Raw genomic sequence first — 26,355 nt, 5'->3', positions numbered from 1 at the left:
GGTTCTCGTTCAGGGTTCGGTCGGTCATGGTTCAGTCGGCGACGACGGCGTGTTCGGTTAAGGCATGCTCGACGGCACGATCGACGGCATGTGCGACAGGTTGCGCGGTGGGTTGCGCCGGCTTGGCGAGTTTGCGCACCTGTTCCCAGACGCGCAGGTAGTTCTCGCCCCAGAGCTTGGCGATCTCGATGTCGGTGTAGCCGCGCTGGATCAGCTCGGCGGTGACGTTGCGGTTGTCCGCCACGCTCATCCAGCCGTTGACGCCGCCGCCCTCGTTGAAGTCCGAGCTGATGCCGACGTGATCGATGCCGATCTTTTTCACCGTGTAGTCGATGGCGTCGACATAGTCCTTGAGGCTGGCCTTGGGCTCTTCTTCAAGGATGCCGTACAGGGCGCTGGCGTACTCGCCGAAGCGCTGTTCCGGCCAGATGGTGATGACCGAGTCGCCCGGCATCAGGGCGTTTTCCAGGCCTGGCAGCAGGGCCAGGTCGAAGCGCTTGCGCAGGGCGTTGAGCTTGTCCAGGGTCGGCTGGCTGAGGGGGCGCAGGTAGGTGGAGAAACCCACGACCTGGACCACCCCGCCGGTGGCCTTGATGACCTGCAGCTCCTTGTCGCTGAGGTTGCGCGGGATGTCCACCAGGGCCCGGGGCGCGGAGTGCGAGGCCACCAGCGGCGCGCGGGTCAGGGCCGCGACATCGTCCAGGGCCTTGCTGGACATCTGCGAGACGTCGATCACCACCCCCAGGTCATTGAGCCGGTGCACGGCCTGCTTGCCGATCGGCGAGAGGCCGCCGAGGGCGTCCCGGGTGTCGTTGAAGAACGGCAGCGGGCGCGAGGAGTCGGCCCAGTCGTTGTTGCCCACATAGCTGAAGCCGAACAGGCGCATGCCGCGGGCGGCCCACTTGTCCAACTGGTCGAGGTCGTCGCCCATGGCATAGGCATTGAGCAGGCTGACCACCACCGCCAGCTTGCCTTCGGAGGCGATGCGGCGCAGGTCGGCGGGGGTATAGGCGATGGCTACCTGGTTGGGGAAGTCGCGCACCAGGCCCTGGATGATCCGGTAGCGGGTCTCGCGCTGGTGCCGGGCTTCTTCGACGAAGCCGGCGGTGGGGCGGTGCGGGGCGTTGGGGCCGTTCCACATTTCCGGCCAGGCGAGAATGCTCAGGGCCACGCCGGACATCCTGCCGCGACCGGCCTTGACCAGGTCGAACTGACGATGGGTGTCCTTGTCCGCCTCGGTGCCTTCGGTGCCGAAGTCCAGGGGCACGGTGACATGGCTGTCGAAGGAGATGATGCGCTCCTGCAGGTCGTTGGCGCGCTTGACGATGTCGCTGGGGTAAGACACCCGGCCTTTCCAGTAGTAGTGCCAGGCGGCTCCGGTACCGACACCGAGTACGGCGACAATAAGTACCAGCAGGCTCAGGTAGAGGGTTTTCTTACCAGGTAATTTGATCATTGCTATCCCAGTCGCAGGCGGGCTGATGACGGGGTCGGGGCTGCAAGCGCAGGGCTTCCAGGTCCGACCTTTTGTGTACATCTATCCGCGATAAACGAGCTGGCCGGCGGCAAATTTAGCGGCCCGGGAGTGGCTCGCCGGTAAATTTCCGTGCAAATCCAACGTTCTAGCTAGATGCGTGACGCGCCACTGGATATAGGTAGAGCGATGAGGTTTTCGAGACGAGGATTTTTGACCGGTCTGGCGGTGACGGGGGCGGCTATTCCTGTGGCGCTCTACACCCGCAAGGAGTTGCAGCGCCAGGACGTGCGCCGTCAGGAAGAGCTGGAAATCACCCCGGGGGAAGCCAAGCTGGAAGTCGCCCTCGATCCGGGCGTGCGTCTCGCCGATCACCTGCGGGGCATCTGGGATATCGAGTTTCTGGACGCCCAGGCACCGTTACCGCGTCGCGGCTGTGAGCTGGTGCTCGATGTCGGTCCGACCGGGCGCGGCCTGCGCGGCTTTCTGGGGCATCCGCAAAGCCTGCGCGCTGACGGTCCGGTGGAGTTTCGGGTGCAGGGCGAGCTGGCGGCGGTGGACGCCGCGAAGTTGTGCTGGCGGCTGTTCGCCGCAGGCCAGATCGGCGGCGCGCCCAGCCATGAGTGCCAGGTGGCGCTCGACGAGGTCTGGGCGAGCTGGGGCAATGCCGGCAGCGGCACCCTCAGCGGCAGCCTGCAGTCGTTGCAGGTCTCGCCCCTGGCGCCGGTGTCCGCGGTGCGCTTCGTGGCGCGCAAGCGGGCCTTTCCCGCGGCCCGGGAGCAGAACGGCCTGAGCCCTGAGTTGCTGGCCTGGCTGGTGTCGCCGCAGCATCGCCTGTTCCACCAGCTCTGGCATGCCTCCCGGGATCGCTGGCATTCCTTGCCCAAGGACAAGCAAAACAGCCTGCGGGGGCTTGGCTGGCAGCCGGGACCGCTCAAGCACGAGCGCGATGCCCGTGGACGACGCAAGCATCGCAACGCCTCGGGAGTCGACTTCCTCTTCATGCACCGGCACATGCTGTTGCAGGCCCGTTCGCTACAGCCGGACCTGGTGTCCTGGCAGCAGCTGCCCTTGCCGTCGCCGCGCCTGGAGCAGGATCGCCAGGGCTTTATCCGCTACTACGAAAACCACGACGGCTGCTCGGTGCCGCCGGCCTGGATCGCCGACGACGATGAAGAGTTCACCCGATGGCTGCATGGCTTGAAGAGCGACGCGGCCTTCTATGGCAATTTCCAGGTCTGGGAGTCGCAGTACCAGGACCCCGAATACCTCAGCCGTCTGACCCTGGGGCAGTTCGGTTCGGAGGTCGAGCTGGGCCTGCATGACTGGTTGCACATGCGCTGGGCCGATGTCGCCCGGGACCCTGCCAACGGCATGCCGGTCATGGAGGCCCGGGTTTCCTCGGACTTCGCCGGACGCTGGTACCTGGTGCAGAACGACTTTCTCGGCGACCCGTTCTCGTCCCATGTGCATCCGATGTTCTGGAAGTTCCATGGCTGGATCGACGACCGCATCGACGATTGGTTCCGCGCCCATGAGCGCTTCCATCCCGGTGAAGTGCTGCGCCGCGAGGTCAATGGTGTGCCGTGGTTCGCGCCCGGGCGCTGGGTCGAGATCGACGACCCCTGGCTGGGGGCCTCGACCCATGGCTGCGGCCCGCTGGGCAACGCGCCTGGCGAGATGTCGCTGGAGATGGACCAGGAGGTCATGAAGCTGGCCCTGCGTATCGCCCTGAGCCGTGACGAGGAGGTGCCACAGTTGCTCAAGCGGGCACCGCGGCGTCCCTGGTACGCCCAGCACCTGAAGTTGTGAGCCGGTAAGGCCGCGGCGCGGGTCCTGTCGCAGGGCCCGCGCCGTTGTGTTTTCTGGAGCGCTTTATTGGGAGACTCTGTTATTAAGAGGCTCTTTATTTACAGGCTCTGGGTTCAGAGACTCTTGGTTTCGAGCGTCTTCCAGCCACCGCCCAGGGCTTTGTACAGGGCAATGCTCGACTGTACCCGGGACAGCCGCAGTTGCACGTTCTGGTCCTGGGCGGCGTACAGGGTGCGCTGGGTTTCCAGCACGGTGAGCAGGTCTTCGGCGCCAGCCTGATAACGGCTCTGGGCGATCTCGAAGGCCCGCTGCGCCTGATTCAGTTCTTCGCCTTGCCATTGCCGCTGCTGGTCCAGGCCGCGAATGCTGTTGAGGGCCTTTTCCACATCGGCGAAGCCATTGATGATCGCCCCGCGGTAGCTTTCCAGCAGTTCCTGCTGGCGTGCCGTGGCCTTGTCGCGCTCGGCGCCCAGGCGGCCGTTGTTGAAGATCGGTGCCACCAGTGCGGCGGTCAGGTTGTAGAAGGGGCTGCGTAGCACGTCATCGAACGTGTTGGCGCCGGAGCCGAGGTTGGCGGTCAGGGTCACGTTGGGCAGCATCGCCGCCCGTGCCACCCTGACATCGGCCCGGGCCGCTGCCAGCCGGGCTTCGGCGCCGGCGATATCGGGGCGGCGGGCCAGCAGGTCGCTGGGCACTCCGGCATCGATGTCCGGCCAGTTCAGTTGGGCGAAAGGCTGGTCGCTCAGGGTCAGGCTCTGCACTGGCCGGCCGAGGAGGGCGGCGAGGGCGATCAGGGCTTCTTCGGCCTGTTGCCGGACCTGCGGCACCTGGCGCTGCTGGGCCGCCACCAGGCTTTTCTGCTGGGCCAGCTCGAGGGCGGTGGCCGAGCCCGCGTCGTAGCGGGTCTGCACCAGCCTGAGCACGCTCTGCGCATTGGCCAGGTTGAGCTCGGCAATCCGGCCCTGTTCCCGCAGCGACAGTACCTGGGCGTAACTGTTGGCCACGCCGCTGAGCAGGGTCAGTTCCACGGTGGCCCGGTCGAACTCGCTGGCCTGCAGGCCCAGCAGGGCGCTGTCCCGGGCGGCGCGCTTGCCGCCCCAGAAATCGATTTCATAGGTGGCGCTCAGGCCGGCATTGAAATAGTCCACGGCCTTGTTGTTGCTGTTGGTATCCAGCTGGCTGTAGCCGCTGCCCCGCAGGAGCTTCTGCCGGTTGGCGTTGAAGGTGCCGTTGACGGCGGGCAGCAAGGGCGCGCCGGCAATGACGGCGCTGGCCTGGGCCTGCCGGACCCGGGCCATGGCCGCCGCCAGGTCGTGGCTGCCGGCGCGGGCTTCGGCGATCAGGCGGTCGAGTTCCGGGCTGCCGAATTGCAGCCACCAGCGTGGATCTCGCTGGCGCGGCGCGAGGCTGGCGGCGGAGTGCCAGGCGGCGGGGGCTTGCAGGCCGCTGTCCGGGCGCGGCGCCGGGCTGCTGCAGGCGGCCAGCGCCAGGCTGGCGGCCAGGAGGGTCAGATGCACTTTCATAGGTCGATCATTCACTGGTAAGGGCCTTGACCGGATCGAGCCGGGCAGCTTTGCGGGCTGGCATGAAGCCGAAGGTGACGCCGGTGATCAGGGCGCAGCCGAAGGCCCCCAGTATCGCGGCCAGGGAGAAGGCCACGGCCACCTCGCTGAGGATCAGGATGCCGCCGATGATCAGCGCCACGCCGATCCCGGCCAGGCCGCCGACCACCGAGAGCATCACCGCCTCGGTGAGGAACTGGCGCAGGATGTCGCGCTGGCGGGCGCCGGTGGCCATGCGGATGCCGATCTCCCGGGTGCGTTCGCGCACGGTCATGAGCATGATGTTCATCACTCCGATACCGCCCACCAGCAGCGAGATCGCGGCGATGGCGCCGAGCATCAGCGACAGGGTGTTCTGGGTCCGCGCCTCGGCCTGGATCATGGCGGCGTTGTTGGTCAGTTCGAAGTCGCGTTTGCCGCCGTGCATGCGCAGCATCAGTTCGTCGATTTCGCGTTCGGTCTGCTTGACCCGGCTGGCATCGGCGGCGGCAATCGCCACGTACTGCGGGTTGTGGTCGCCGAACAGGCGGATGCTGGCGGCGGAGTAGGGCACGGCGATGCGGTCGTCGCTGTCGCTGTCGCCGGAACTGGCGCCCTTTTCCGAGAGCACGCCGACCACCTGGAACGGCACGTTCTCGATCAGGATGTATTGGCCGATGGGGTTGGCCACGTCCTTGAGGAGTTTTTCCCGGACCTTGTGGCCGATCACCGCCACCGCCGCCGCCGAGCGTTCGTCGGCGTCGCTGAAGTAGCTGCCCTGGGCCACGGGCCAGTTGAAGATCTCCGGGAAGTTGGTGTCGTTGCCACCCACATAGCTCATGTAGTCGGCGTTGCCGAAGCGGACCCCGGCCTTCGCACCATTGACCGGCATGATGCGTTTTACCTGGGGCAGGTTGGCCAGGGCCGCGACGTCGTCCAGGGTGACGATGCCCGCGGGCGTGCGCGGGTTGGGCGAGTAGCCGCTCAAGTAGATGATGTTCGAGCCGAAGGCGCCCATCTGCGCCATGACCTGGCGTTTGCTGCCTTCGCCCACCGCCAGCATCACCACCACCGAGGCCACGCCGATGACGATTCCCAAGAGGGTCAGGGCGGTGCGGAAGCGGTTGATCCACATCACCCGCCAGGCCGCCTGCACGGCATCCACCAGCTCGCCTTTCCAGGCGCCGTTGTGTTCGCTGCCGTCGGCCAGGCGCTGGCGCAGGTCCACTGCCTGCAGGGCGCCGCTGTTGGCGCTGGCCTGGACCTCGGGGTGCTCGTCGGCGGTGTCGCTGATGATCTCGCCGTCGCGGATTTCGATGATGCGCTTGGCCCGCGCCGCGACTTCGCGGTCGTGGGTGATGAGGATCACCACGTGGCCCTGGCTGGCCAGTTCGTCGAGCAGGCTCATGACCTCGGCGCCGCTGTGGCTGTCGAGGGCGCCGGTGGGTTCGTCGGCGAGGATGATATGGCCGCCGTTCATCAGCGCGCGGGCGATCGACACCCGCTGCTGCTGGCCGCCGGACAACTGGTGCGGGCGGTTGCCGGTGCGGCTGGCCAGGCCCAGGCGCTCGAGCAGGGCAGCGGCGCGGGCGTGGCGCTCGGCCGCCGGGGTGCCGGCATAGATCGCCGGCATCTCGACGTTTTCCTGGGCCGAGCCAGAGGGAATCAGGTGGTAGCCCTGGAACACGAAGCCGAAGGCCTCGCGACGCAGCCAGGCCAGTTCGTCGCTGTCCAGCCGGGCGACGTTTTCCCCGGCGAACAGGTACTCGCCCGAGGTCGGGCGGTCGAGGCAGCCGAGAATGTTCATCAGCGTCGATTTGCCGGAGCCGGAGGCGCCGACGATGGCGACGAACTCGCCAGCGTGGATCGACAGGTCGATGCCACGCAGCACGTCCACTTGCGGCGTGTCGCCGCCGCCATAGGATTTGCGGATGCCCTTGAGGTCGATCAGCGGGGTTTGCATTCAGCCTCCGCTGCTTTGCGCGGGACCGATCAGCAAGTGATCGCCTTCGGCGAGGCCGTCCAGGACCTGGATGCGCAAGCGGTCGCTGATGCCGACCCGTACCTTGCGCTCCTCGATCGAGCCGTTTTTCGCCACCACCCGGGCCAGCTGGACGCCGCTCTCGGTGCTGCCCTGCAGGGCGGCGATCGGCGCGGTGAGAACGTCTTGCGCGCGCTCGGCGACAAAAAACACCTGGGTGGTCATCTCGGCCATCAGCGCGTTGTCGGCGTTATCCACATCCAGCAGCACGGTGTAGAGCACCACCCGGCCGCTGCCGCTCTTACTCGAACTGTTGGGGCTGCCGCTGCCCTGGCTGCTTTCGTTCAGCGGCTTGGGCGGGATCGGCAGGATCTGCCGCACGGTGCTGGTCCAGCGCCGGGCGCCGCCGCTCAAGGTGGTGAAGTAGGCGGTCATGCCCGGCTTGACGTGGCCGATATCGGCTTCGGAGACCTCGGCCCAGACGGTCATCGGCGACAGCCGGGCGATGCGCAGGATCAACGGCGTCTGTTGCTGGGCGTTGAGGGTCTGGCCTTCACGGGCGTCCACCGCGACCACGGTGCCGGACATCGGCGCGTAGATCCGCGTATAGCCCAGCTCGGCCTGGTCGCTGCGCAGGCTGGCCTGGGCCTGGCGGATCTGCGCCTGGATCATGTCGATCCGCGCCTGGGTGGCCTTGAGTTCGGCGCGGGCGGTCTGCACGTCTTCGTCGCGGGTCGCGCCGCCGGCGGCGAGGTTCTGCTGGCGCTGGTACTTCTGCCGGGCCAGCTCGTTCTGCGCCCGCTGCTCTTGCAGCTGGGCCTGCAGGTTCTCGATGGAGAAACGGCTGGCATCGAGCTTGGCCTGCTGAGTAGCGGGGTCGATCTCCACCAGCAGTTGGCCTTCCTTGACCGGGTCGCCGGCCTCGACATGGATCTTGCGGATCTGCCCGGACGCCTGGGCACCGACATCCACGTAACGCCGCGGTTGCAGGGTGCCCAGGGCGGTCACGCTGCTTTCGATGGTGCCGCGGCTGACTTGTACGGTGGCGAGCTGGTCGCGCCCCGGCGGCAGGAACTGCCAGGTGGCGAAGGCAACGACAGGAATCAGACACAGGGTGACAAGCAGGGCGCGTCGGGTATGACGGGGACGTTTCATGCAGGGTTCCGGCCAATGGAAGTCGGCCCGTCGTCCGGCCTGGCCCAGGGGGTGGGCAGGGCTGGAGGCTGCCGCCAGAGCGACAGATACGGGGAGCTGTCAGGTAGACGAGAAGCGCCGGAGGGAATTTAAGTCATGACACATGGCGTTACAGGTGCGGGGTTACAGGTTAGGCGACGAAAATAAAACCGGCGAATCGACACAGCACTTTAAATCTATATGAGAATTACTATAAATTACGCCACTTCTAAACTGCCATCATCGAATCGCCTGCCCAGGGGCGGAGTGCCAGTTGTGCTCAAGGACAAAAGCCGCGTATCGCGGTCGGGAGTCATGTTGGAAAACTACTATCGCGAGCTGGTGTGTTTCCTCAACGCCAAGCTGGGCAACCTGCAGGTGGCCGAAGATGTGGTGCATGACGCTTATGTGCGGGTGCTGGAGCGTTCCAGCGACACGCCGATCGAGCAACCGCGGGCCTTCCTCTACCGCACGGCGCTGAACCTGGTGATCGACGGCCATCGGCGCAATGCCTTGCGCCAGGTCGAATCCCTGGATGTGCTCGACAACGAAGAGCGCTTTTTCAGCCCCTCGCCACACACCTGCATCGACCATGGCCAGCGCCTGGACATGCTGCAACGGGCGCTGGCGGAGCTGCCGGCGCTGTGCCGGGAAAGTTTCCTGCTGCGCAAGCTCGAAGGCCTGTCCCACCCCGAGATCGCCGAGCGCCTGGGGATTTCCCGCAGCCTGGTGGAGAAGCACATCGTCAATGCGATGAAACATTGCCGGGTGCGGGTCCGGCAGTGGGACGCCCATTGATCCTTCTTTGTTAAATTTTTTTTCACTGTCCTCGTTCCTACTCAACAGACGACCTGCTGCCTCGCCATGGGCCGATCAGGTCACCGTCGATTTCTCCCCGCGTTGAGGGATTTATCCAGAGGACACTGGAAATGACACAGGCAATTGCATCGACCATCGTTCACGACCTGATCGGTATCGGTTTCGGCCCCTCGAACCTGGCGCTGGCTATCGCGCTGGAAGAACGTGGCCAGATTCAGGGTCCGCTGGACGCGCTGTTTCTCGACAAGCAGGCCGACTACCGCTGGCACGGCAACACGCTGGTGGCCCAGAGCGACCTGCAGATTTCCTTTCTCAAGGACCTGGTGACCCTGCGCAACCCGACCAGCCCGTACTCCTTCGTCAACTACCTCAAGCACCACGGCCGCCTGGTGGACTTCATCAACCTGGGCACCTTCTATCCGTGCCGCATGGAGTTCAACGATTACCTGCGCTGGGTCGCCGGGCACTTCCAGGAGCAGAGCCGCTACGGCGAAGAAGTGCTGGCCATCGAACCGGTGCTGCACAACCAGCAGGTCGAGGCACTGCGGGTGATTTCCCGCGACAGCCAGGGCCAGGAATTCGTCCGCACCAGCCGTTCGGTGGTGGTCAGCCCTGGCGGCACGCCACTGATCCCGGACACCTTCAAGGCGCTCAAGGACGACGGCCGGGTGTTCCACCACGCGCACTACCTGGAGCGCATGGCCAGCCAGCCGTGTGCCAGCGGCCAGCCGATGAACGTGGCGATCATCGGGGGCGGGCAGAGCGCCGCCGAGGCCTTTATCGACCTCAACGACAGCTTCCCTTCGGTGCAGGTGGACATGCTGGTCCGCGGTTCCGCGCTGAAACCGGCGGACGACAGCCCGTTCGTCAACGAAGTGTTCTCGCCGGCCTTCACCGACCTGGTGTTCCAGCAGCCGAGCGGCGAGCGCGAGCGCCTGGTCCACGAGTACCAGAACACCAACTACTCGGTGGTGGATGTCGACCTGATCGAACGCATCTACGGGATTCTCTACCGGCAGAAAGTCTCCGGCATCGCGCGGCATGCCTTCCGCACCCTGACCACCGTGGAAAAAGCTACCGCCACCGCCCAGGGCGTCGAACTGGTGCTGCGCAACACCTCCACCGGCGAGCTGAGCACCCGCCACTACGACGCGGTGATCCTGGCCACCGGCTACGAGCGCCAGACTCACCGTGCGTTGCTGGCGCCGCTGGAAGCCTACCTGGGCGACTTCGAAGTGGACCGCAACTACCGGCTCATCACCGACGAGCGCTGCAAGGCCGGCATCTACACCCAGGGCTTCAGCCAGGCCAGCCACGGCCTGAGCGACACCTTGCTGTCGGTGCTGCCGATCCGCGCCGAGGAAATCGCCGCCTCGCTGTACGAGCACGACAAAGGCCGCCACAGCCGTTCGGTGCGCGACCTGCTGCTGGCCACCGCCAGCTGACAGAGGTCGCCGGGCCCGATAGTTCAGTGTTGAACGTTCGGGCCTCATCGCGGGCAAGCCTCGCTCCTACACAAGCATGCACATTCTCTGTAGGAGCGAGCGGGCGGCGATCCGACTTGCCCGCGCTGGACGGCGCAGCCGTCCCCATTCCTGACCGCTCTACACCCCGCAAATTCCCGCTGTTATCTCCCCCGGTCGAGCGCCCGCCGACGACCCTTCCTGAACCATCGCTGAAGAACTTTTCGATTCCCCTGCCAGCGCCTTGCCGTCGATTTACTCTGCAAAAACCGCGGCGTAAGCTGCGCGCGTTTTCCATCAAGCGGAGACCCACAGTGGGTACTTGTTCGAGTGACAGTAGTCGGCCGGTTTCGCTAACCGGCACCTTCCCGGCAAGATAACGCACCCGCCTTGTGTGCCGTTGTCTCGCCATGACAGCGAGCGGCGGCTTCCCGATCGTGGCCTTCAGGGCCCGTTCCCGATGTCCTTCTCATCGACACTGCAACAGTGGGTGATGCCTGGCGCATCGCCGCGCTACGGCTGCGCCTGTTTGCGCGGCCGGCGAACCAGACCTGGCTGTGAGTCTCCCGGCGCCGACCGTTAGGGGACACACCATGAACCTCACCCTGCTCAAAGAGTTTTTTGCCGGCTTCCTGCGGACCCGGCACTTCGCCCGGCACTTTCGCCGCCTGGCCTTGCTGGAGAGCTTCAGCGACGCCAGCGTCAGCCGCGACCTGCCGCCGAGCCTCGCGCACACCCTGGTGGCCGCGGCCAACGACGATGCCACGGACCTGCTGCAACGCCTCGGCAGCCACACCGATGGCCTGAGCGAGGCCGAGGCCCAGGCCCTGCGCGAGCAGCATGGCCTCAACGAGGTCGAGCACGAGCAGCCGCTGCCCTGGTGGACGCACCTATGGCATTGCTACAAGAACCCCTTCAACCTGCTGCTGACCCTGCTGGCGGTGATCTCCTGGCTGACCGAAGACATGAAGGCGGCCACGGTGATTTTTTCCATGGTGGTGCTCTCCACGCTGCTGCGCTTCTGGCAGGAGGCCAAGTCGAACAAGGCCGCCGATGCCCTCAAGGCAATGGTCAGCAACACCGCCACGGTGCTGCGGCGCAACGTGGTCGACGCCGCGCCGTCGGTGTTCGCCCGGCTGCATGGCGCGGCGGTGGCCAGCCAGGGCCTGCAACGCCTGGAACTGCCGATCCGGCAACTGGTGCCGGGCGACCTGATCCAGCTCTCGGCCGGCGACATGATCCCCGCCGATTGCCGGGTGCTCAGCGCCAAGGACCTGTTCGTCAGCCAGGCGGCGATGACCGGCGAATCGATGCCGGTGGAGAAATTCCCGCGCCAGCAGGACGCCGCCACCCTCAATCCGCTGGAGCTGGACAACATCCTGTTCATGGGCACCAACGTGGTGTCCGGCGCGGCCACCGCGCTGGTCCTGAGCACTGGCAACGCCACCTATTTCGGCGCCCTGGCGCAGCGGGTCGGGGCCACCGACCGGGCGCCGACTTCGTTCCAGAACGGGGTGAACAAGGTCAGCTGGCTGCTGATCCGCTTCATGTTCGTCATGGCGCCGCTGGTGCTGTTCATCAACGGCTTCACCAAGGGCGACTGGATGGAAGCGCTGCTGTTCGCGCTGTCGATCGCCGTGGGCCTGACCCCGGAAATGCTGCCGATGATCGTCACCTCGACCCTGGCCAAGGGCGCGGTGTTCCTGTCGCGCAAGAAAGTCATCGTCAAGCGCCTGGACGCGATCCAGAACTTCGGCGCCATGGACGTGCTGTGCACCGACAAGACCGGCACCCTGACCCAGGACAAGATCTTCCTCGCCCGGCATGTGGATGTCTGGGGCGAGGAGTCCGACGACGTGCTGGAAATGGCCTACCTGAACAGCTACTACCAGACCGGCCTGAAGAACCTGCTGGACGTGGCCGTGCTGGAGCACGTCGAAGTGCACCGCGAGCTGAGGGTCGGCACGGCGTTCCAGAAGGTCGACGAGATTCCCTTCGACTTCAACCGGCGGCGCATGTCGGTGGTGGTGGCCGAGAAGGAGCGTGCGCACCTGCTGATCTGCAAGGGCGCGGTGGAGGAGGTGCTGGCGGTGTGCACCCGGGTGCGCCATGGCGCCGCCGAGGAAATGCTCAGCGACGAGCTGTTGGCGCGGATCCGCCAGGTCACCGCCCAATTCAATGGCGAAGGCCTGCGGGTGGTGGCCGTGGCTGCCCGGCCGATGCCCCGGGGCCGCGACAGCTACAGCCTGGCGGATGAGCAGGGGCTGACCCTGATCGGTTACGTGGCCTTCCTCGACCCGCCCAAGGAAAGCACCGCGCCGGCCCTTGAGGCCCTGGCCGCCCATGGCGTGGCGGTGAAGGTGCTGACCGGCGACAACGAGCTGGTGACGGCGAAGATCTGCCGCGAAGTCGGCCTGGAACAACAGGGCCTGCTGCTGGGCAACGACATCGAGCGCATGAGCGACACGCAGCTGGCCAAGGCCGTGGAAACCACCAATGTCTTCGCCCGGCTCACGCCCTCGCACAAGGAACGCATCGTCCGCCTGCTCAAGGGCAACGGCCATGTGGTCGGCTTCATGGGCGACGGCATCAACGACGCGCCGGCGCTGCGCACCGCGGACATCGGCATCTCGGTGGACAGCGCCGTGGACATCGCCAAGGAGGCGGCGGACATCATCCTCCTGGAGAAAAGCCTGATGGTGCTGGAGGAGGGCGTGCTGGAAGGCCGGCGGACCTTCGCCAACATGCTCAAGTACATCAAGATGACCGCCAGCTCGAACTTCGGCAACGTGTTCTCGGTGCTGGTGGCCAGCGCGTTCATTCCGTTCCTGCCGATGCTGCCGATGCATCTGCTGGTGCAGAACCTGCTGTACGACATTTCCCAGATCGCCATTCCGTTCGACAACGTCGATGACGAAATGCTGGCCCGTCCGCAGCGCTGGCAGCCGGCGGACGTCGGGCGTTTCATGCTGTTTTTCGGGCCGATCAGTTCGATCTTCGACATCAGTACCTTTGCCCTGATGTGGTACGTGTTCGATGCCAATACCCCGGACCACCAGACCCTGTTCCAGTCCGGCTGGTTCGTGGTCGGGCTGCTGACCCAGACCCTGATCGTGCACATGATCCGCACGCCGAAGATCCCGTTCCTGCAAAGCCGCGCGGCCATGCCGCTGCTGGTGATGACCGGGTTGATCATGGCCATCGGCATCTTCCTGCCCATGGGCCCGCTGGCGCACTACTTCAAGCTGCAGGCGCTGCCGTCGCTGTACTTCGTGTTCCTGCCGGTGATCCTGCTGGCGTACATGGCGCTGACCCAGGCGGTGAAGGGCTTTTATATCCGTCGGTTCGGCTGGCAATAAGCTGCGGCTCGCGGCCGACGTTGCACAACATCCTGTAGCCGCTGCCGCAGGCTGCGATGGTCCGGGCCACGCTGTTCGCAGGGCTTTCAGCGATAGCACCGGCGTCGCGGCCGTGCCGGCCGATCGCAGCCTGCGGCAGCGGCTACATTGTCGAGCCATCCGGCTGCTGGTGCGGCGATCCGGGGCTGGGCGGGCCAACATCTCTTGGTAACAGCGGCGCCGCAAAATGGCCGGCAGCCCCGGCCCGGCCTGGTCGCCGGCAGTTGGAATGCCGACTGCTCGTTCGCTCCTGCCAAGTGCACCTATCCTTTAACGGCAGCCGACCGCCGCGTACTCAAGGACTCCCTTCATGCAAGCACTCCAGAACATCAACCTGACCTCCCTGGTGGACACCCTGGTCAGCCTCAGCGCGGCCTTTATCCTCGGTGGCCTGATCGGCTTCGAGCGCCAGTACCGGCAACGCACCGCCGGCCTGCGCACCAACGTGCTGGTGGCGGTGGGCGCGGCGATTTTCGTCGACATGGCCAACCGCCTCGGCGGCGCCGAGGGCGCGGTGCGGGTGGTGGCCTATGTGGTGTCCGGCATCGGTTTTCTCGGCGCCGGGGTGATCATGCGCGAGGAGGGCAATGTCCGTGGCCTGAACACCGCGGCCACCCTCTGGGCCTCGGCGGCGGTGGGCGCCTGCGCCGGCGCCGACCTGATTCTCGAAGCCTTTCTCGGCACTTTGTTCGTGCTGGCGGCCAACACCCTGCTGCGACCGATCGTCAACAACATCAACCGCCAGCCGCTGGATGTGATCTCCGCTGAGGTCACCAACATCGTCTATGTCATCGCCCATCGCTCCAAGCAGAAGGCCGTGTTCGCCCTGCTCGAAGCGGAACTGGAACGCAGCAACTACCCGGCCAGCGACATCGATGTCCATGCCTTCGGCAACGACGACGTGGAGATCGAAGCCACCCTGGCCACCACTTCGGTGGACGGCGACGAGCTCGACGCCCTGGTGGCGCGTCTGTCCACCTCGGCCCTGGTGGAGCAGGCGTTCTGGAGCCCCAGCACCACCGAATAAAGCGCCCGTGCAGGGGGCTTTCCTGGGAGAAATTTCTTGTGCGCGGTAATTTTTGGGAATTGTCTTAAAGAGTCGGCCTGGGGCCATCGGATAGTCTGTCGGGCCTCTGTGTTCAACCGATAGTTGCCACGCCGATGCCCAACAAACGCCTGAGAATACTGATTGCCGATGCGTCCCGGGAGCAGTGTGGGCGCATCCAGCGTTTGTTGAATGGGCTGGGGTATTTCCGCGTCGCGGCGGTGGAGTCTTTCCGCGAACTGGTGACCCTGACTCACTATTCCTGCGACCCCTTCGAGAACTTCGATCTGTTGCTGCTCAGCGGCGAGCTGGCGTTCGCCGCCGGGGTGGACGCCGGCGCGTTCTGCCAGGGCAACCCGCAGATCCGCCATGCGATGATCTATGGCGGTCGCACCGAACAGGCATTGCCGGTGGTCCTCGGTGCCTCTGCGCTACAGGAGATTCTCTGGGTGCAGGGCGCCACGCAAGAGATCCTCCAGCGCTTCATTGCCCATATCAATCCTCCCGCCTCCTCGGGCAAAGACCGAACCTTCTGAATGCTGAATAGCCCTCCGCAGTTGCTGGGAACAGGGCTTGCGTCGCGCTACTGGAGGTGGACCGCCACCTGGCCAGCGGATCTCCGATGGCCGCTACCGGGGCCGGGCGGGGTCTTTTGTCTCCATCCGGAGCGGGCAAAAAGCAGGATTCATGGCCGCCCATGGATAGCCGATGAGTGCCGCCGGTGTGGGCGGAAATACCAGGGAAACGAGCATTTCGGGCTCGAAAAGTAGGGGAAAGCCGCATTTTAGTAATTCGGAGTAGGGCTTTTCAGAAAACCCTTAGAGAAAACTATCGGCTGCTCCCCTAGCCTTTATTCATAGGCTTGGAGCCTGTCATCTCAGACTTTTTTCATGGTCGCGAACAAATGCCGAATAAAACGTTACGAATCCTGATCGCCGATGAACAGCATTTTCATCGAATGAAGATCGAGCGGGTGCTGAACCAGCTGGGCTATTACCGGATTGCACCGATGTATCGACTCGTCGAGGTGTTGAACGTCGTGGAATATGGCAGTGAGCCAATGGACCTGCTGATCATCAACGCTTCGCTGGGGTTGCAGGCCCGGCTCGATATCGTGGCGTTCTGCATGGATAACCCGCAGATCCGTCATGTGCTGGTCTATGACTCCGAGCTTCTCGGCGTGCCTTCGATTCCACTCGGTCCGCAGCGCAAGCTGTATATCAGCAGCCTGCCGCTGCCGGACCACGAGACCCTCAGCCGCTTGATGGCGGCCATCGACACCGGCCACCGGAGCAAGATCCCGGCGGCCGGAAAGTTTCCCAGCAGTTCCAATGAGGAAGAGATCGCCCCCGATGGCATTCGGTTGAATGCCGTGGTGCGTTAAGGCCTCAGTCCCACGCCGGTGCAATGCCGGCGGGGCTGGTCAGACGATGACCGCGCTCCAGACTGGCGATGCGTTGCATGTCTGCCTCGCTCAGGGTCAGGGCACAGGCCTTGAGGTTGCTTTCCAGGTTCGCGCGCCGGGTCGAGGAGGGAATCACCGCATGACCCGATTGCATGGCCCAGGCCAGGGTCACTTGGGCCGGCGTTGCCCGATGCTGCTGGGCGATCTGCTGGATGACCGGGTCCTCGAGCACTTCACCGTAGGCCAGCGTCATGTACGAGGTGATGTGAATCCCCTGGTTTTGCGCAAACTCCACGACCTTGCGGTTCTGCAGGTAAGGATGCAGTTCGATCTGATTAGTGGCGATGTGCTCGGCACCGACCGCGGCGATGGCCTGCCGCATCAGGTCGATGGTGAAGTTGGAAACACCGATCTGCCGGGTCAACCCCAGTTGCCTGGCCTCCAGCAGCGCCGCCATGAACTCTTCGACCGGTACCTGGTTGTCCGGTGACGGCCAGTGGATCAGGGTCAGGTCCAGGTAGTCGGTCCGCAGCTTGCGCAGGCTGTCCTTGAGGCTGGGGATCAGCTTGTCGCGGGCGAAATGGGCGACCCAGATCTTGCTGGTGACGAACAGCTCGTCGCGGGGGATGCCGCTGTCGGCGATGGCCTGGCCGACCTCGGCTTCGTTCTCGTAGATCTGTGCGGTGTCGATCGCCCGGTAGCCCAGTTCGAGCGCGGTGCTGACCGAGTCGATGACCACCTGGCCTTGCAGGCGAAAGGTGCCGAGGCCGAAAGCAGGTACAGACATGGATGACTCCAGATGGCAGTGGAAAGGCCACGAGTATCCCGATCCGCACCCTTGAGAAAAACCGCCGGGCAGGCAAAGCAATCTTTACCGCGAATCACGAATGCGCGGGCAGGCACGATCCCTGGTAGGCGCGAGCTTGCTCGCGAGACGTCCTCCCGGCCACCGATGAGCGCAAGCCGTAGTTTTTTCGCGAACGAGCTCGCTTCTAAAGACGCAGAGGCGGTTTCAGCCACGCGCTTGAAGAATCATGCAGGTGGTGGAGCCGGTGGCGTACAGGCGGCCATCGACGTCGTAGATCCGCCCTTCGGCCAGGGCGGTGGAGCGGCCCAGGTGGACGATCTTGCCTTCGGCGCGGATCGGCCCGCTGCTGCCGGTCAGGGCCCGCACATAGCTGATGCGCAGGTCCAGGGTGGTGTAGCCCTGGCCCTTGTTCAGGCGGGTGTGGATCGCGCAACCCATGCAGGAGTCCAGCAGGGTTGCGGCATAACCGCCGTGCACGCTGCCCAGCGGGTTGTAATGGCGGGCATCCGGGGTGCCCTGGAACACGAAGTGCCCGGCGGACCATTCGATGGGGATGAAATCCAGCAACGTGCCGATGGGCGGCGAGGGCAATTCGCCGTTGCCGATGCCGTCGAAGAACTCGGCGGGCGAGAGGGCGCTGACCTCGGCCAGGGACAGGCTGCCCGGACCGGCCAGGCGCGCGCGCATGGCCTGTTCCTGGGCAATCCACTGGGCCAGGGTGGCCTCGCGGGATGGGCTTTGCATGGGCGTTTCCTCGCTGGGTGGAACAAGATGACGAGAAAAATATTATGTTCGAAATATTATTTCGGCCAGTGTCAAAAACGCCACAGGTCGGAAGATTCGGCCAGGCTTCACCTTGCGCGCATCCTCAGGTGATATCGCTGCGGCTGAACTCCTCGCCGAGAAAGTCGATCAGGGTGCGCACCGACGGCAGCAGGCCACGGCGCGACGGGAAGATCGCATGGACGATCCCGCACTTGGGCGCCCAGTCCGGTACCAGCTGCACCAGGCGTCCGGCGGCCATATCGTCGCGCACCACCACGCTGGGCAGGTGGACGATGCCGATTCCCGCCAGCGCCGCCTGGCGCAGGGCAATCAGGTCGTCGGTGACCATCCGCGGCTTGTGGCGAATCTGCGCGAGCGTCTCGTCGGGGCCGAACAGCTCCCACTGGTATTCGCGTTGCGCCGCGCCCCAATGCAGGCTCGGCAGGCCGCTGAGGTCGGCGGGCGAGGCGGGGCTCGACAGGCGCGCAAGAAAGTCCGGGTGGCCGACCAGGCACTGGGTGCTGTTGCCCAGCACCTTCATCACCAGGTCGCTGCTTTCCAGTGGCGGGAAGCGCACCCGCAGGGCGATGTCGAAACCTTCGTGGATCAGGTCGACCCGGCGGTTGGTGCTCTCGATGAACAGCTCCACCAGCGGGTACTTGAGCATGTAGCGGGTCAGCATCGGCCCGACCCAGGAGTTGAGCAGCGCGGTCGGGCAACTGATGCGCACCAGGCCCTGGGGCTCGGAACGGTTGCGCTCGATGACTTCCGCGGCGCTTTCCGCTTCCACGCGCATGGCCAGGCACCGCTGGTAGTACTCATGGCCGATCTCGGTGAGCGAGCAGTGGCGGCTGGTGCGGTGAATCAGGCGCACGCCGAGGCGTTCCTCGAGCTGGGCAATGCGCCGGCTGAGCTTGGACTTGGGCATGTCCAGGGCGCGTCCGGCGGCGGCAAAGCCGCGGTGTTCGACGACCTGGGTGAAGTAGTAGAGGGTATTGAGGTCTTCCACCATCGTTCTCCAGATAGAACGCTAAGAGCGATTTTTGCAGTCTAGTGCATCAAAGGTATGGGTTTTAAGGTGTATCCAACGAAATAACTCACCCATTTCGGAGGCACCCCCATGAAAAACATCATCGGTATCTACACCAGCCCACGGGCCCATTGGGTGGGCGACGGCTTCCCGGTGCGCACGCTGTTTTCCTACGACAACCTGGGCAAGCACATCAGCCCGTTCCTGCTGCTCGACCACGCCGGCCCGGCTGAATTCACCCCGACCCAGGGACGGCGCGGCGTGGGCCAGCACCCCCACCGCGGCTTCGAAACCGTGACCATCGTCTACAAGGGCGAGGTGGAGCACCGCGACTCCACCGGCAGCGGCGGCAAGATCGGCCCTGGCGATGTGCAATGGATGACCGCGGCCTCGGGGATTCTCCATGAGGAGTTTCACTCCGCAGCGTTCGCCCGGTCCGGCGGCACCCTGGACATGGTCCAGCTGTGGGTCAACCTGCCGGCGCGGGACAAGATGGCCGCGCCTGGTTATCAGACGATTCTCGATGGCGACATCCCGGCCATCGCCCTGAAGGACAAGGCCGGCACCCTGCGGTTGATCGCCGGCGAGTACGACGGCGTCAAGGGCCCGGCCCGCACCTTCACGCCCATCGACGTCTGGGACATCCGCCTGAATGCCGGCAAGCCCCTGACCCTCGACCTGCACGAGGGGCGCAACACCGCCCTGGTGCTGCTGCGCGGCACGCTCCAGGTCAATGGCCAGGAAGTAGTGCGTGAAGGCCAGCTGGTGCTGTTCGAGCGCGACGGCGACCAGCTCAGCCTGGAGGCCAACAACGACGCGGTGGTGCTGCTGCTCAGCGGCGAACCGATCGACGAGCCCATCGTCGGTCATGGTCCGTTCGTGATGAACAGCGAGGCCGAGATCCACCAGGCCTTCGTCGACTTCCAGTCCGGTCGTTTCGGCCAGATGCCTGGCTGACCCCCACTTACCGACTTGCACAGGACGTGTCGGCCGGTTCAGGGCCAGGGATGGCTGTTGCCTTCAATAAATGCCCTAAACGAAAGAGGAACTGCACATGAACAACTTCAATGCTGCCAACTTCAATGGCGCCAAGCCGACCATCGACCCCAACGACGCAGCGATGCTGCTGATCGACCACCAGAGCGGGCTGTTCCAGATCGTCAAGGACATGGACGTGCCGCAATTGCGGGCCAATGCCATCGCTCTGGCGAAAGCTGCGACCTTGCTGAAGATGCCGGTGATCACCACCGCCTCGGTGCCCCAGGGCCCCAACGGCCCGCTGATCCCGGAAATCCACCAGGAGGCGCCCCATGCCCAGTACGTGGCCCGCAAAGGCGAAATCAACGCCTGGGACAATCCCCAGTTCCGGGCGGCGGTAGAAGCCACCGGCAAGAAAACCCTGGTGATCGCCGGCACCCTGACCAGCGTCTGCCTGGCGTTTCCGTCGATCGCCGCGGTGCATGAAGGCTACAAGGTGTTCGCGGTGGTCGATGCCTCGGGCAACCATTCGCGGCTGGCCACTGACCTGACCATCGCCCGCCTGGCCCAGGCCGGGGTGGTGCCGATCGACATCATGGCGACGCTTTCCGAGCTGCAGGGTTCGTGGAACCGCCCGGACGCCGAGCAGTGGGCCGCGGTCTACGCCCAGGCCATGCCGCATTACCAGTTGCTGATCGAGAGCTACCTCAAGGCCCAGCAAGTGGCGAACGAGCACGAAGTGCTGGACTCCCAGCGCTGAAGCTGCACCCCCACGCCGACCTCCAGTCGGTATCGACAAGAAGCGAGGACTACCCCATGACTACTGCCTACAAGCGTCTCGACAAAGACAACGCCGCCGTGCTGCTGGTGGATCACCAGGCCGGCCTGCTGTCCCTGGTGCGCGACATCGATCCGGACAAGTTCAAGAACAACGTGCTGGCCCTGGCCGACCTGGCCAAGTACTTCAAGCTGCCGACCATCCTCACCACCAGCTTCGAAACCGGCCCCAACGGCCCGCTGGTGCCCGAGCTCAAGGCGCTGTTCCCGGACGCGCCGTATATCGCCCGGCCCGGCCAGATCAACGCCTGGGACAACGAAGACTTCGTCAAGGCGATCAAGGCCACCGGCAAGAAGCAACTGATCATTGCCGGCGTGGTGACCGAGGTTTGCGTGGCCTTCCCGGCGCTGTCGGCCCTGGAAGAAGGTTTCGAGGTGTTCGTGGTCACCGACGCCTCCGGCACCTTCAATGCCCTGACTCGCGATTCTGCATGGAACCGCATGTCCACCGCCGGCGCCCAGTTGATGACCTGGTTCGGCCTGGCCTGCGAGCTGCACCGCGACTGGCGCAACGACATCGAGGGCCTGGGCACCTTGTTCTCCAACCACATCCCGGACTACCGCAACCTGATCACCAGCTACACCACCCTGACCCAGGGCAAGTGACCTGCCAGCGGCGGCTACACAAGGCAGCGAGCACGACCGGGCTATCGGAGGTGTCGCCATTCCCTGTAGCCGCTGCCGCAGGCTGCGACAGGACCGAAGGTCCTCCAGCGGTTTCAAGACCCTGCGCCTGCTGCGCAGTCGATCGCAGCCTCGCAAGCTCGGCAGCGGCTACAGGGTTAGCGCCGATCGGTAGGTCACAACCCCTGTAGCCGCTGCCGCAGGCTGCGATAGGGCCGAAGGCCCTTAAGCGATCTCAAGGTCCTGCGCCCCCTGCGGGGGCGCTCGCAGCCTCGCGGGCTCGGCAGCGGCTACAGAGTGAGCGACATCGTTGCAGGCAGGGGCCTCCCATGAGGCCCCTGTTTTTGTTTCTGCGGCTATACCTGCAAGGTCGCTTGTGTGAGATTGTCGCGCCTCTGACCGTGCTGGAGTTGCTTGATGCCGAACCTGTTCGCCGACCACCCGCTGTTCGCCGCGCTGGTCCTGATCCTGCTGGACATGCTGCTGTGGCGCCTGATCGGCGCGCGGGGCGGTTACTGGAAGCTGCTGGTGCGGGTGCTGATCTTCACCCTGTACAGCGTGCTGCTGTTCAACCAGGGCCTGAACCCGATGCAGGCGGCGCCCTGGCCGGAGGACGTGCCGCTGCACCTGGCCGCCACCGGGTTGCAGATCGGTTGGTGGCTGTTCGGCGCGCGGACCCTGACGGTGTTGCTCGGCACCCTGATGATGCAGCGGGTCGGGCATACCGGGCGGCTGTTGCAGGACTTGATGGGGGCGGTGATTTTCCTGATCGCCATCATCGCCGCCATGGCCTATGTGCTGGAGCTGCCGGTCAAGGGCGTGCTGGCCACCTCCGGCGCGGTGGCGATCATTGTCGGCCTGGCGCTGCAAAGCACCCTCAGCGACGTGTTCTCCGGCATCGTGCTGAACACCACCAAGCCGTATCAGCTCGATGACTGGATCTCCATCGACGGCACCGAAGGCCGGGTCACCGACATCGACTGGCGCGCCACCCGGCTGCAGACCTCCCAGGGCAGCATGGCGGTGATCCCCAATTCCCTGGCGGCCAAGGCCAAGATCATCAACTTCAGCCGTCCCGCCGATATGCACGGGCTTTCCATCAGCCTCCAGGTCAGCCCCCATGCGCGGCCGCAAACGGTGATCGAGGCGCTGGAACGGGCCATGCTCGGTTGCCGTTTCCTGCTCCCCAAACCGGCCCCCAGCGTGGCCCTGAAAAGCTCGGGCAATGCCGGGGTGGAGTACGAGATCAGCGGTTTCGTGGCCTCCATGGGGCAGAAGCGCGAAGTGCGCAACCAGCTGTTCGACCTGGCTTTCCGGCACTTGCAGGCGTCCGGCGTCAGCCTGTTGTCCAGCGGTGAAAGCAGCGTGGCGGCCCACCTGTCGCGCCCGCGGGCGCTGCTGGACAGCTCGAGCATCTTCTCCACCCTGCGCCAGGAAGAGAAGGAAACCTTCAGCCAAAACATGACCCTGCAGACCTTCCGCGCCGGCGAGACCATCCTGCCGGCGGGCGAGGTGAGCGATCACCTGCTGATCATCGAATCGGGGGTGGTCTCGGTCAGCCTGATCCGCGATGGCAAGCCCTTCGAGGCCGGGCGCATGGGGCCGGGCGAAGTGATAGGCGAGGCGGGGGTTGCCGATCAGGCGACCGCGGCGGACTTCTCGGCCAAGACCTTCTGCACCCTGTACCGCATCGAAAACGAATACCTCAAGCCGTGCCTGGATGCGCGGCGCGACATCAGCGACGCGATGAAAAACCTCCTGGATTTCCGCCAGCACATCGCCCAGACCCTGACCCAGGAAAGCCCGCGGCCGGCGGTGAAAAAAGGCTTTATGCAGTGGCTGCGCCGGCGCGCCTGAGTGTCCATGTACGCCCCCTGCAGGCGCGCAGCTTGCGCGCGATAGCGTCATCGGTGAATGGCCGCTGCGCGGATCGCGCGCAAGCTGCGCTCCTACGCAAGAGGGGGGCATTGGTCACCTGGTCTTAGCCGCAATTGGTTATTGGTTGGGACCAGGCCCGGGCTTAACGTAGCGCCACATTCATTTGATCTGGAGCCACACCATGCAACCGCGTATCGACTTCTACACCGCCTCGCCGGACGCCCTCAAAGCCATGATCGCGCTGGAAACCGCGGTATCGAAACTGCCCCTGGAAAAGTCGCTGATCGAGCTGGTGAAGCTGCGCGCCTCGCAGATCAACGGCTGTGCCTTCTGCGTCGACATGCACACCGCCGACGCGCGCAAGAGCGGGGAAACCGAGCGCCGCCTGTACGCGGTCTCGGTCTGGCGCGAAGCGCCGTTCTTCACCGACCGCGAACGGGCCGCCCTGGCCTGGACCGAGTCCCTGACCCGGGTCAGCGAAACCCATGCGCCGGATGCCGACTACGAGCTGCTGAGCAGCCAGTTCAGCCCCAGCGAACAGGTCGACCTGAGCCTGGCCATCGCCACCATCAACAGCTGGAACCGCCTGGCGGTGGGTTTCCGCAAAATGCCCCAGGCCTGATTCCCGGGCTCACTGGCCGTCGGCTGGCGGATGGAATGGGCCGCCAGCGCGGCGTTTGGCGAGAAGGGATCAGGGCCCAAGCGGAAGCAGTTGGCGCAATGCGTGGCGAAGACTATTGTTGGCAATCTGAATAACTGCCCGAAGAGAGCGATGCCATGAACACCAGTGATTTGCTTGAACAGTTGCTGCGCGCCGGCCAGGCCTCGATGACGCAGCAGGGTGGCGGGGCCTCGGCACCGCAGGATGGCCTGGGAGGCCTGGGTGGCTTGCTCGGCGGCCTGTTGGGCGGTAACAGCGGCGGCGGAGCGCCGGCCGGCGGCCTGGGCGGGCTGGGTGGTCTGCTGGGCGGCTTGCTGGGCGGTTCCGGGTTGGGCGGCGCGGCTTCCGGTGGAGCCCCTCAGGGCCGCTCCGGCGGTGGTGCGAACTACGCGGCGCTGGCCTCCCTGGGGATGATGGCGTTCCAGGCTTATCAGGCCTGGCAGCGCCAGCAGCAATCGGCGGCGCCGCAACAGGCGTTGCGCACCGTCGACCAGCTGGCCGGCCCGGAAGTCGAAGAACACAGCCATGCGATCCTCCGCGCCCTGATCGCCGCGGCCAAGGCCGATGGCCGCATCGACGAGCAGGAAAAACAACTGATCAGCGCCGAGATCGGCCGTCACACCGATGACCCGCAATTGCAGCAATGGCTCGACGACGAAGTCGCACGTCCCCTGGACGCCGCCGACGTGGCCCAGTCGGCCGCGGGCGAGCCGGGCATGGCGGCGGAAATGTACCTGGCCAGCGTGATGCTGGTGGACGATCAGCAGGACGCCGAGCGCAGTTATCTGGACGAACTGGCGGCGGCGCTGCGGATCGACCCCGAGCTGCAACTGCACCTGGAGCAACAGGCCAAGGGCCAGGTGGCCTGAGCCACGAGGACCGGCTCCGCCAGGGGCCGGTCCATTTGTCCGCGTCGGGCATGCCATTCGACGCCCGGCATGCTCGATCCGTAATCTCTGCTTGTCTCCGACAGCGCCCCCGTGGCCGAGGTGGATTGTCGCAGCGTGGATTTATTCGCCATCTCCGGGGGCGGGCAGGGTGATAATGCCGGCCTGTCCATCATGCGAGCGCACCGTCGCCATGTTCGAGATCCAGCCGCAGAACCCCGAGCTTTTTCGCCAGCAGACCCGCCGCAGTACCCTGTTCATTGCCCTGATTTTCCTGTCCCTGGCCATGCTGCTGTCCAGCGCCGCGGTGCTGCTGTTCGGCACGCCGGGCGGCGATAACTTCAAGCTCAATGTCGCCGGCGTGCTGGCCGGGCTGGCGGTGAGCATGGTGCTGATGCGCGTGCGTTTCTGGTCGCAGCCGTGGATGGCCGCGGCGGTCTACGGCTGGCAGCTCAAGCGCAGCCTGATGAGCGTGACCAACGTCATGCACCACGTCACCGCGGGCGTCGAGTCCCAGGACCCGACAGCGATGAAACTGCTGCGCTTCTACCACCTGGGCCTGACCCAGATGCACCAGCTGGATGCCAACTCCAGCGCGTTGAGCCAGGCGGTGCATGAGATCGACCGGCACAAGGAGCGGATGCTAGCCCTGGGCATGGACACCGAGCAGAAGCGCTTGAATCCGGACTGGATCGAAGCGGTGAAGCGGATTCCGCTAGCAAAGTGACCTGCAAAGGGCGCGCGGTTTCGAAGGTTTCCCCCGGCCGTTTCCGAGCCAATCTCGGCATGTGATGGGTGCATGCAATCCGCGGGTTGTATGCGCTGAATACATGGCAAAATGGCAAAGAGTTATAACGTTAGATTTTATTTATATAAATGGACATAAGCATTAGCGCTATGCTGCCGCCAGTTTTTTACCTGGCCGCGGTTGATGCGTAGGGCTTATTGATGGATGTGGGTAATTTTGGTTTTGTAATCGCGGGCCTGTTGGTGGGTTTCATCGTGGGGATGACGGGGGTGGGAGGCGGTTCGCTGATGACCCCGATCCTGTTGTGGTTTGGTATCAACCCGGCGACCGCTGTCGGCACCGACCTGCTGTACGCCGCCATCACCAAGTCCGGTGGTGTGCTGGTCCATCAGAAAAACCGCAACATCGACTGGAAAATCACCGGCTGGCTGACCCTGGGCAGCGTGCCTGCGGTGTTGCTCACCCTGTGGTTCCTCAAGAGCCTGCACACCGACCCGCAAGCGCTGAACAGCGTGATCAAGCAGGCCTTGGGTTTTGTGCTGCTGCTCACCGCCCTGGCGATCCTGTTCAAGAAAAAGCTCCTGGCGTTTGCCCAGAAGCACGCCGGCGATCACTACCACCTGAAGGATTCCAGCCTCAACGGCCTGACGGTGTTCACCGGCGTGGTCCTGGGCACCATGGTCGCCCTGACCTCCATCGGCGCCGGTGCCCTGGGCACCGTGGCGCTGTTCATCCTTTATCCCTTCCTCGCCACCAAGCGCCTGGTCGGCACTGAAATCGCCCACGCCGTGCCGCTGACCCTGGTCGCCGGCCTGGGGCACGCGAGCATGGGCAACATGGACTGGCAACTGCTGGGCTTTCTGCTGATGGGCTCGCTGCCGGGGATCTGGCTCGGCAGCCACATGACCGGCCGCGTCTCGGACGAACTGCTGCGGCCGTTCCTGGCGCTCATGCTGTTTTCCATCGGCTACAAACTGGCGTTCTGACCCCGCGCTGGCGGGTCGAGCCAAGAGCCTCCTGCGGGAGGC

Annotated in this window: 22 protein-coding genes; 15 read left to right on the top strand and 7 right to left on the bottom strand. The window is 64.9% G+C overall.

Features of this window, described 5'->3' with window-relative positions:
- Positions 1-31: 31 nt before the first annotated feature.
- On the bottom strand, positions 32-1,456 hold the full coding sequence (pvdM, locus tag CXQ81_RS22495; RefSeq protein ID WP_101338601.1) for a pyoverdine-tailoring dipeptidase-like protein PvdM: 1,425 nt from the start codon (positions 1,454-1,456) through the stop codon (positions 32-34).
- A 207-nt stretch (positions 1,457-1,663) separates the two neighbouring features.
- Between pvdM and CXQ81_RS22490 the strand changes: the two genes are divergently transcribed.
- Complete coding sequence (locus CXQ81_RS22490) at positions 1,664-3,286, top strand: twin-arginine translocation signal domain-containing protein (protein WP_101338600.1); 1,623 nt, start codon at positions 1,664-1,666, stop codon at positions 3,284-3,286.
- A 113-nt stretch (positions 3,287-3,399) separates the two neighbouring features.
- On the opposite strand, the gene CXQ81_RS22485 is transcribed toward CXQ81_RS22490, so the two are convergent.
- Genes CXQ81_RS22485 through CXQ81_RS22475 form a run of 3 tightly spaced genes read right to left on the bottom strand, consistent with a single transcriptional unit; the run spans position 3,400 to position 7,963 of the window.
- The gene (locus tag CXQ81_RS22485; protein ID WP_101338599.1) at positions 3,400-4,809 is read right to left on the bottom strand and encodes an efflux transporter outer membrane subunit; all 1,410 of its coding nucleotides are present in this window, start codon (positions 4,807-4,809) and stop codon (positions 3,400-3,402) included.
- Between the two features lie 7 nt (positions 4,810-4,816).
- Positions 4,817-6,790 (bottom strand): MacB family efflux pump subunit, encoded by a 1,974-nt coding sequence (locus tag CXQ81_RS22480; RefSeq protein WP_101338598.1) that lies wholly within the window; start codon positions 6,788-6,790, stop codon positions 4,817-4,819.
- Positions 6,791-7,963, bottom strand: coding sequence for an efflux RND transporter periplasmic adaptor subunit (locus tag CXQ81_RS22475; protein ID WP_007930104.1), 1,173 nt, complete (start codon positions 7,961-7,963; stop codon positions 6,791-6,793).
- Positions 7,964-8,296: 333 nt separating this feature from the next.
- On the opposite strand from CXQ81_RS22475, the gene CXQ81_RS22470 reads away from it, so the two are divergent.
- From CXQ81_RS22470 to CXQ81_RS22445, 6 genes are all read left to right on the top strand, one after another.
- On the top strand, positions 8,297-8,779 hold the full coding sequence (locus CXQ81_RS22470) for a sigma-70 family RNA polymerase sigma factor (protein WP_037035587.1): 483 nt from the start codon (positions 8,297-8,299) through the stop codon (positions 8,777-8,779).
- Between the two features lie 131 nt (positions 8,780-8,910).
- The gene (locus tag CXQ81_RS22465; protein ID WP_087091751.1) at positions 8,911-10,245 is read left to right on the top strand and encodes a lysine N(6)-hydroxylase/L-ornithine N(5)-oxygenase family protein; all 1,335 of its coding nucleotides are present in this window, start codon (positions 8,911-8,913) and stop codon (positions 10,243-10,245) included.
- Positions 10,246-10,856: 611 nt separating this feature from the next.
- Positions 10,857-13,622 carry a magnesium-translocating P-type ATPase gene (mgtA, locus tag CXQ81_RS22460; RefSeq protein ID WP_101338597.1) on the top strand — a complete coding sequence of 922 codons (2,766 nt, stop codon included), beginning with the start codon at positions 10,857-10,859 and terminating at the stop codon, positions 13,620-13,622.
- Positions 13,623-13,971: 349 nt separating this feature from the next.
- Entirely contained in the window at positions 13,972-14,688 is a 717-nt protein-coding gene (locus tag CXQ81_RS22455) for an MgtC/SapB family protein (RefSeq protein ID WP_007927856.1), read from the top strand.
- Between the two features lie 134 nt (positions 14,689-14,822).
- The gene (locus CXQ81_RS22450; protein ID WP_101338596.1) at positions 14,823-15,242 is read left to right on the top strand and encodes a hypothetical protein; all 420 of its coding nucleotides are present in this window, start codon (positions 14,823-14,825) and stop codon (positions 15,240-15,242) included.
- 368 nt (positions 15,243-15,610) lie between these two features.
- Positions 15,611-16,090 (top strand): hypothetical protein, encoded by a 480-nt coding sequence (locus tag CXQ81_RS22445; RefSeq protein WP_007927859.1) that lies wholly within the window; start codon positions 15,611-15,613, stop codon positions 16,088-16,090.
- Between the two features lie 4 nt (positions 16,091-16,094).
- Here the strand turns inward: CXQ81_RS22445 and dkgB are convergent, their stop codons facing one another.
- The 3 genes from dkgB to CXQ81_RS22430 form a co-directional block, all read right to left on the bottom strand.
- Entirely contained in the window at positions 16,095-16,898 is an 804-nt protein-coding gene (gene dkgB / locus CXQ81_RS22440; RefSeq protein WP_101338595.1) for a 2,5-didehydrogluconate reductase DkgB, read from the bottom strand.
- 225 nt (positions 16,899-17,123) lie between these two features.
- Positions 17,124-17,663 (bottom strand): PaaI family thioesterase, encoded by a 540-nt coding sequence (locus CXQ81_RS22435; RefSeq protein ID WP_101338594.1) that lies wholly within the window; start codon positions 17,661-17,663, stop codon positions 17,124-17,126.
- 124 nt (positions 17,664-17,787) lie between these two features.
- Positions 17,788-18,696, bottom strand: coding sequence for a LysR family transcriptional regulator (locus CXQ81_RS22430; protein ID WP_007927865.1), 909 nt, complete (start codon positions 18,694-18,696; stop codon positions 17,788-17,790).
- Positions 18,697-18,804: 108 nt separating this feature from the next.
- Between CXQ81_RS22430 and CXQ81_RS22425 the strand changes: the two genes are divergently transcribed.
- From CXQ81_RS22425 to CXQ81_RS22390, 8 genes are all read left to right on the top strand, one after another.
- Positions 18,805-19,671, top strand: coding sequence for a pirin family protein (locus tag CXQ81_RS22425; RefSeq protein WP_007927867.1), 867 nt, complete (start codon positions 18,805-18,807; stop codon positions 19,669-19,671).
- Positions 19,672-19,768: 97 nt separating this feature from the next.
- Positions 19,769-20,452, top strand: coding sequence for an isochorismatase family protein (locus CXQ81_RS22420; RefSeq protein WP_007927869.1), 684 nt, complete (start codon positions 19,769-19,771; stop codon positions 20,450-20,452).
- A gap of 56 nt (positions 20,453-20,508) precedes the next feature.
- Positions 20,509-21,135: an isochorismate family cysteine hydrolase YcaC gene (ycaC, locus tag CXQ81_RS22415; RefSeq protein WP_007927871.1), complete on the top strand. Its 627-nt coding sequence runs from the start codon at positions 20,509-20,511 to the stop codon at positions 21,133-21,135.
- 435 nt (positions 21,136-21,570) lie between these two features.
- The gene (locus CXQ81_RS22410) at positions 21,571-23,010 is read left to right on the top strand and encodes a mechanosensitive ion channel family protein (protein ID WP_007927873.1); all 1,440 of its coding nucleotides are present in this window, start codon (positions 21,571-21,573) and stop codon (positions 23,008-23,010) included.
- Between the two features lie 202 nt (positions 23,011-23,212).
- A complete protein-coding gene (locus CXQ81_RS22405; protein WP_007927880.1) occupies positions 23,213-23,653 on the top strand; it encodes a carboxymuconolactone decarboxylase family protein in 441 nt (146 codons plus the stop codon).
- 155 nt (positions 23,654-23,808) lie between these two features.
- On the top strand, positions 23,809-24,561 hold the full coding sequence (locus CXQ81_RS22400; protein WP_101338593.1) for a tellurite resistance TerB family protein: 753 nt from the start codon (positions 23,809-23,811) through the stop codon (positions 24,559-24,561).
- Positions 24,562-24,772: 211 nt separating this feature from the next.
- A complete protein-coding gene (locus CXQ81_RS22395; protein WP_101338592.1) occupies positions 24,773-25,306 on the top strand; it encodes a DUF3087 family protein in 534 nt (177 codons plus the stop codon).
- A gap of 221 nt (positions 25,307-25,527) precedes the next feature.
- The gene (locus CXQ81_RS22390; protein WP_101338591.1) at positions 25,528-26,313 is read left to right on the top strand and encodes a sulfite exporter TauE/SafE family protein; all 786 of its coding nucleotides are present in this window, start codon (positions 25,528-25,530) and stop codon (positions 26,311-26,313) included.
- Positions 26,314-26,355: the final 42 nt, after the last annotated feature.

It is taken from the genome of Pseudomonas sp. 09C 129, assembly GCF_002843625.1.
Lineage (GTDB): Bacteria > Pseudomonadota > Gammaproteobacteria > Pseudomonadales > Pseudomonadaceae > Aquipseudomonas > Aquipseudomonas chlororaphis.
The sequence above is the reverse complement of the archived record's forward strand: the minus strand, read 5'-3'. Positions and strand labels throughout refer to the sequence as shown.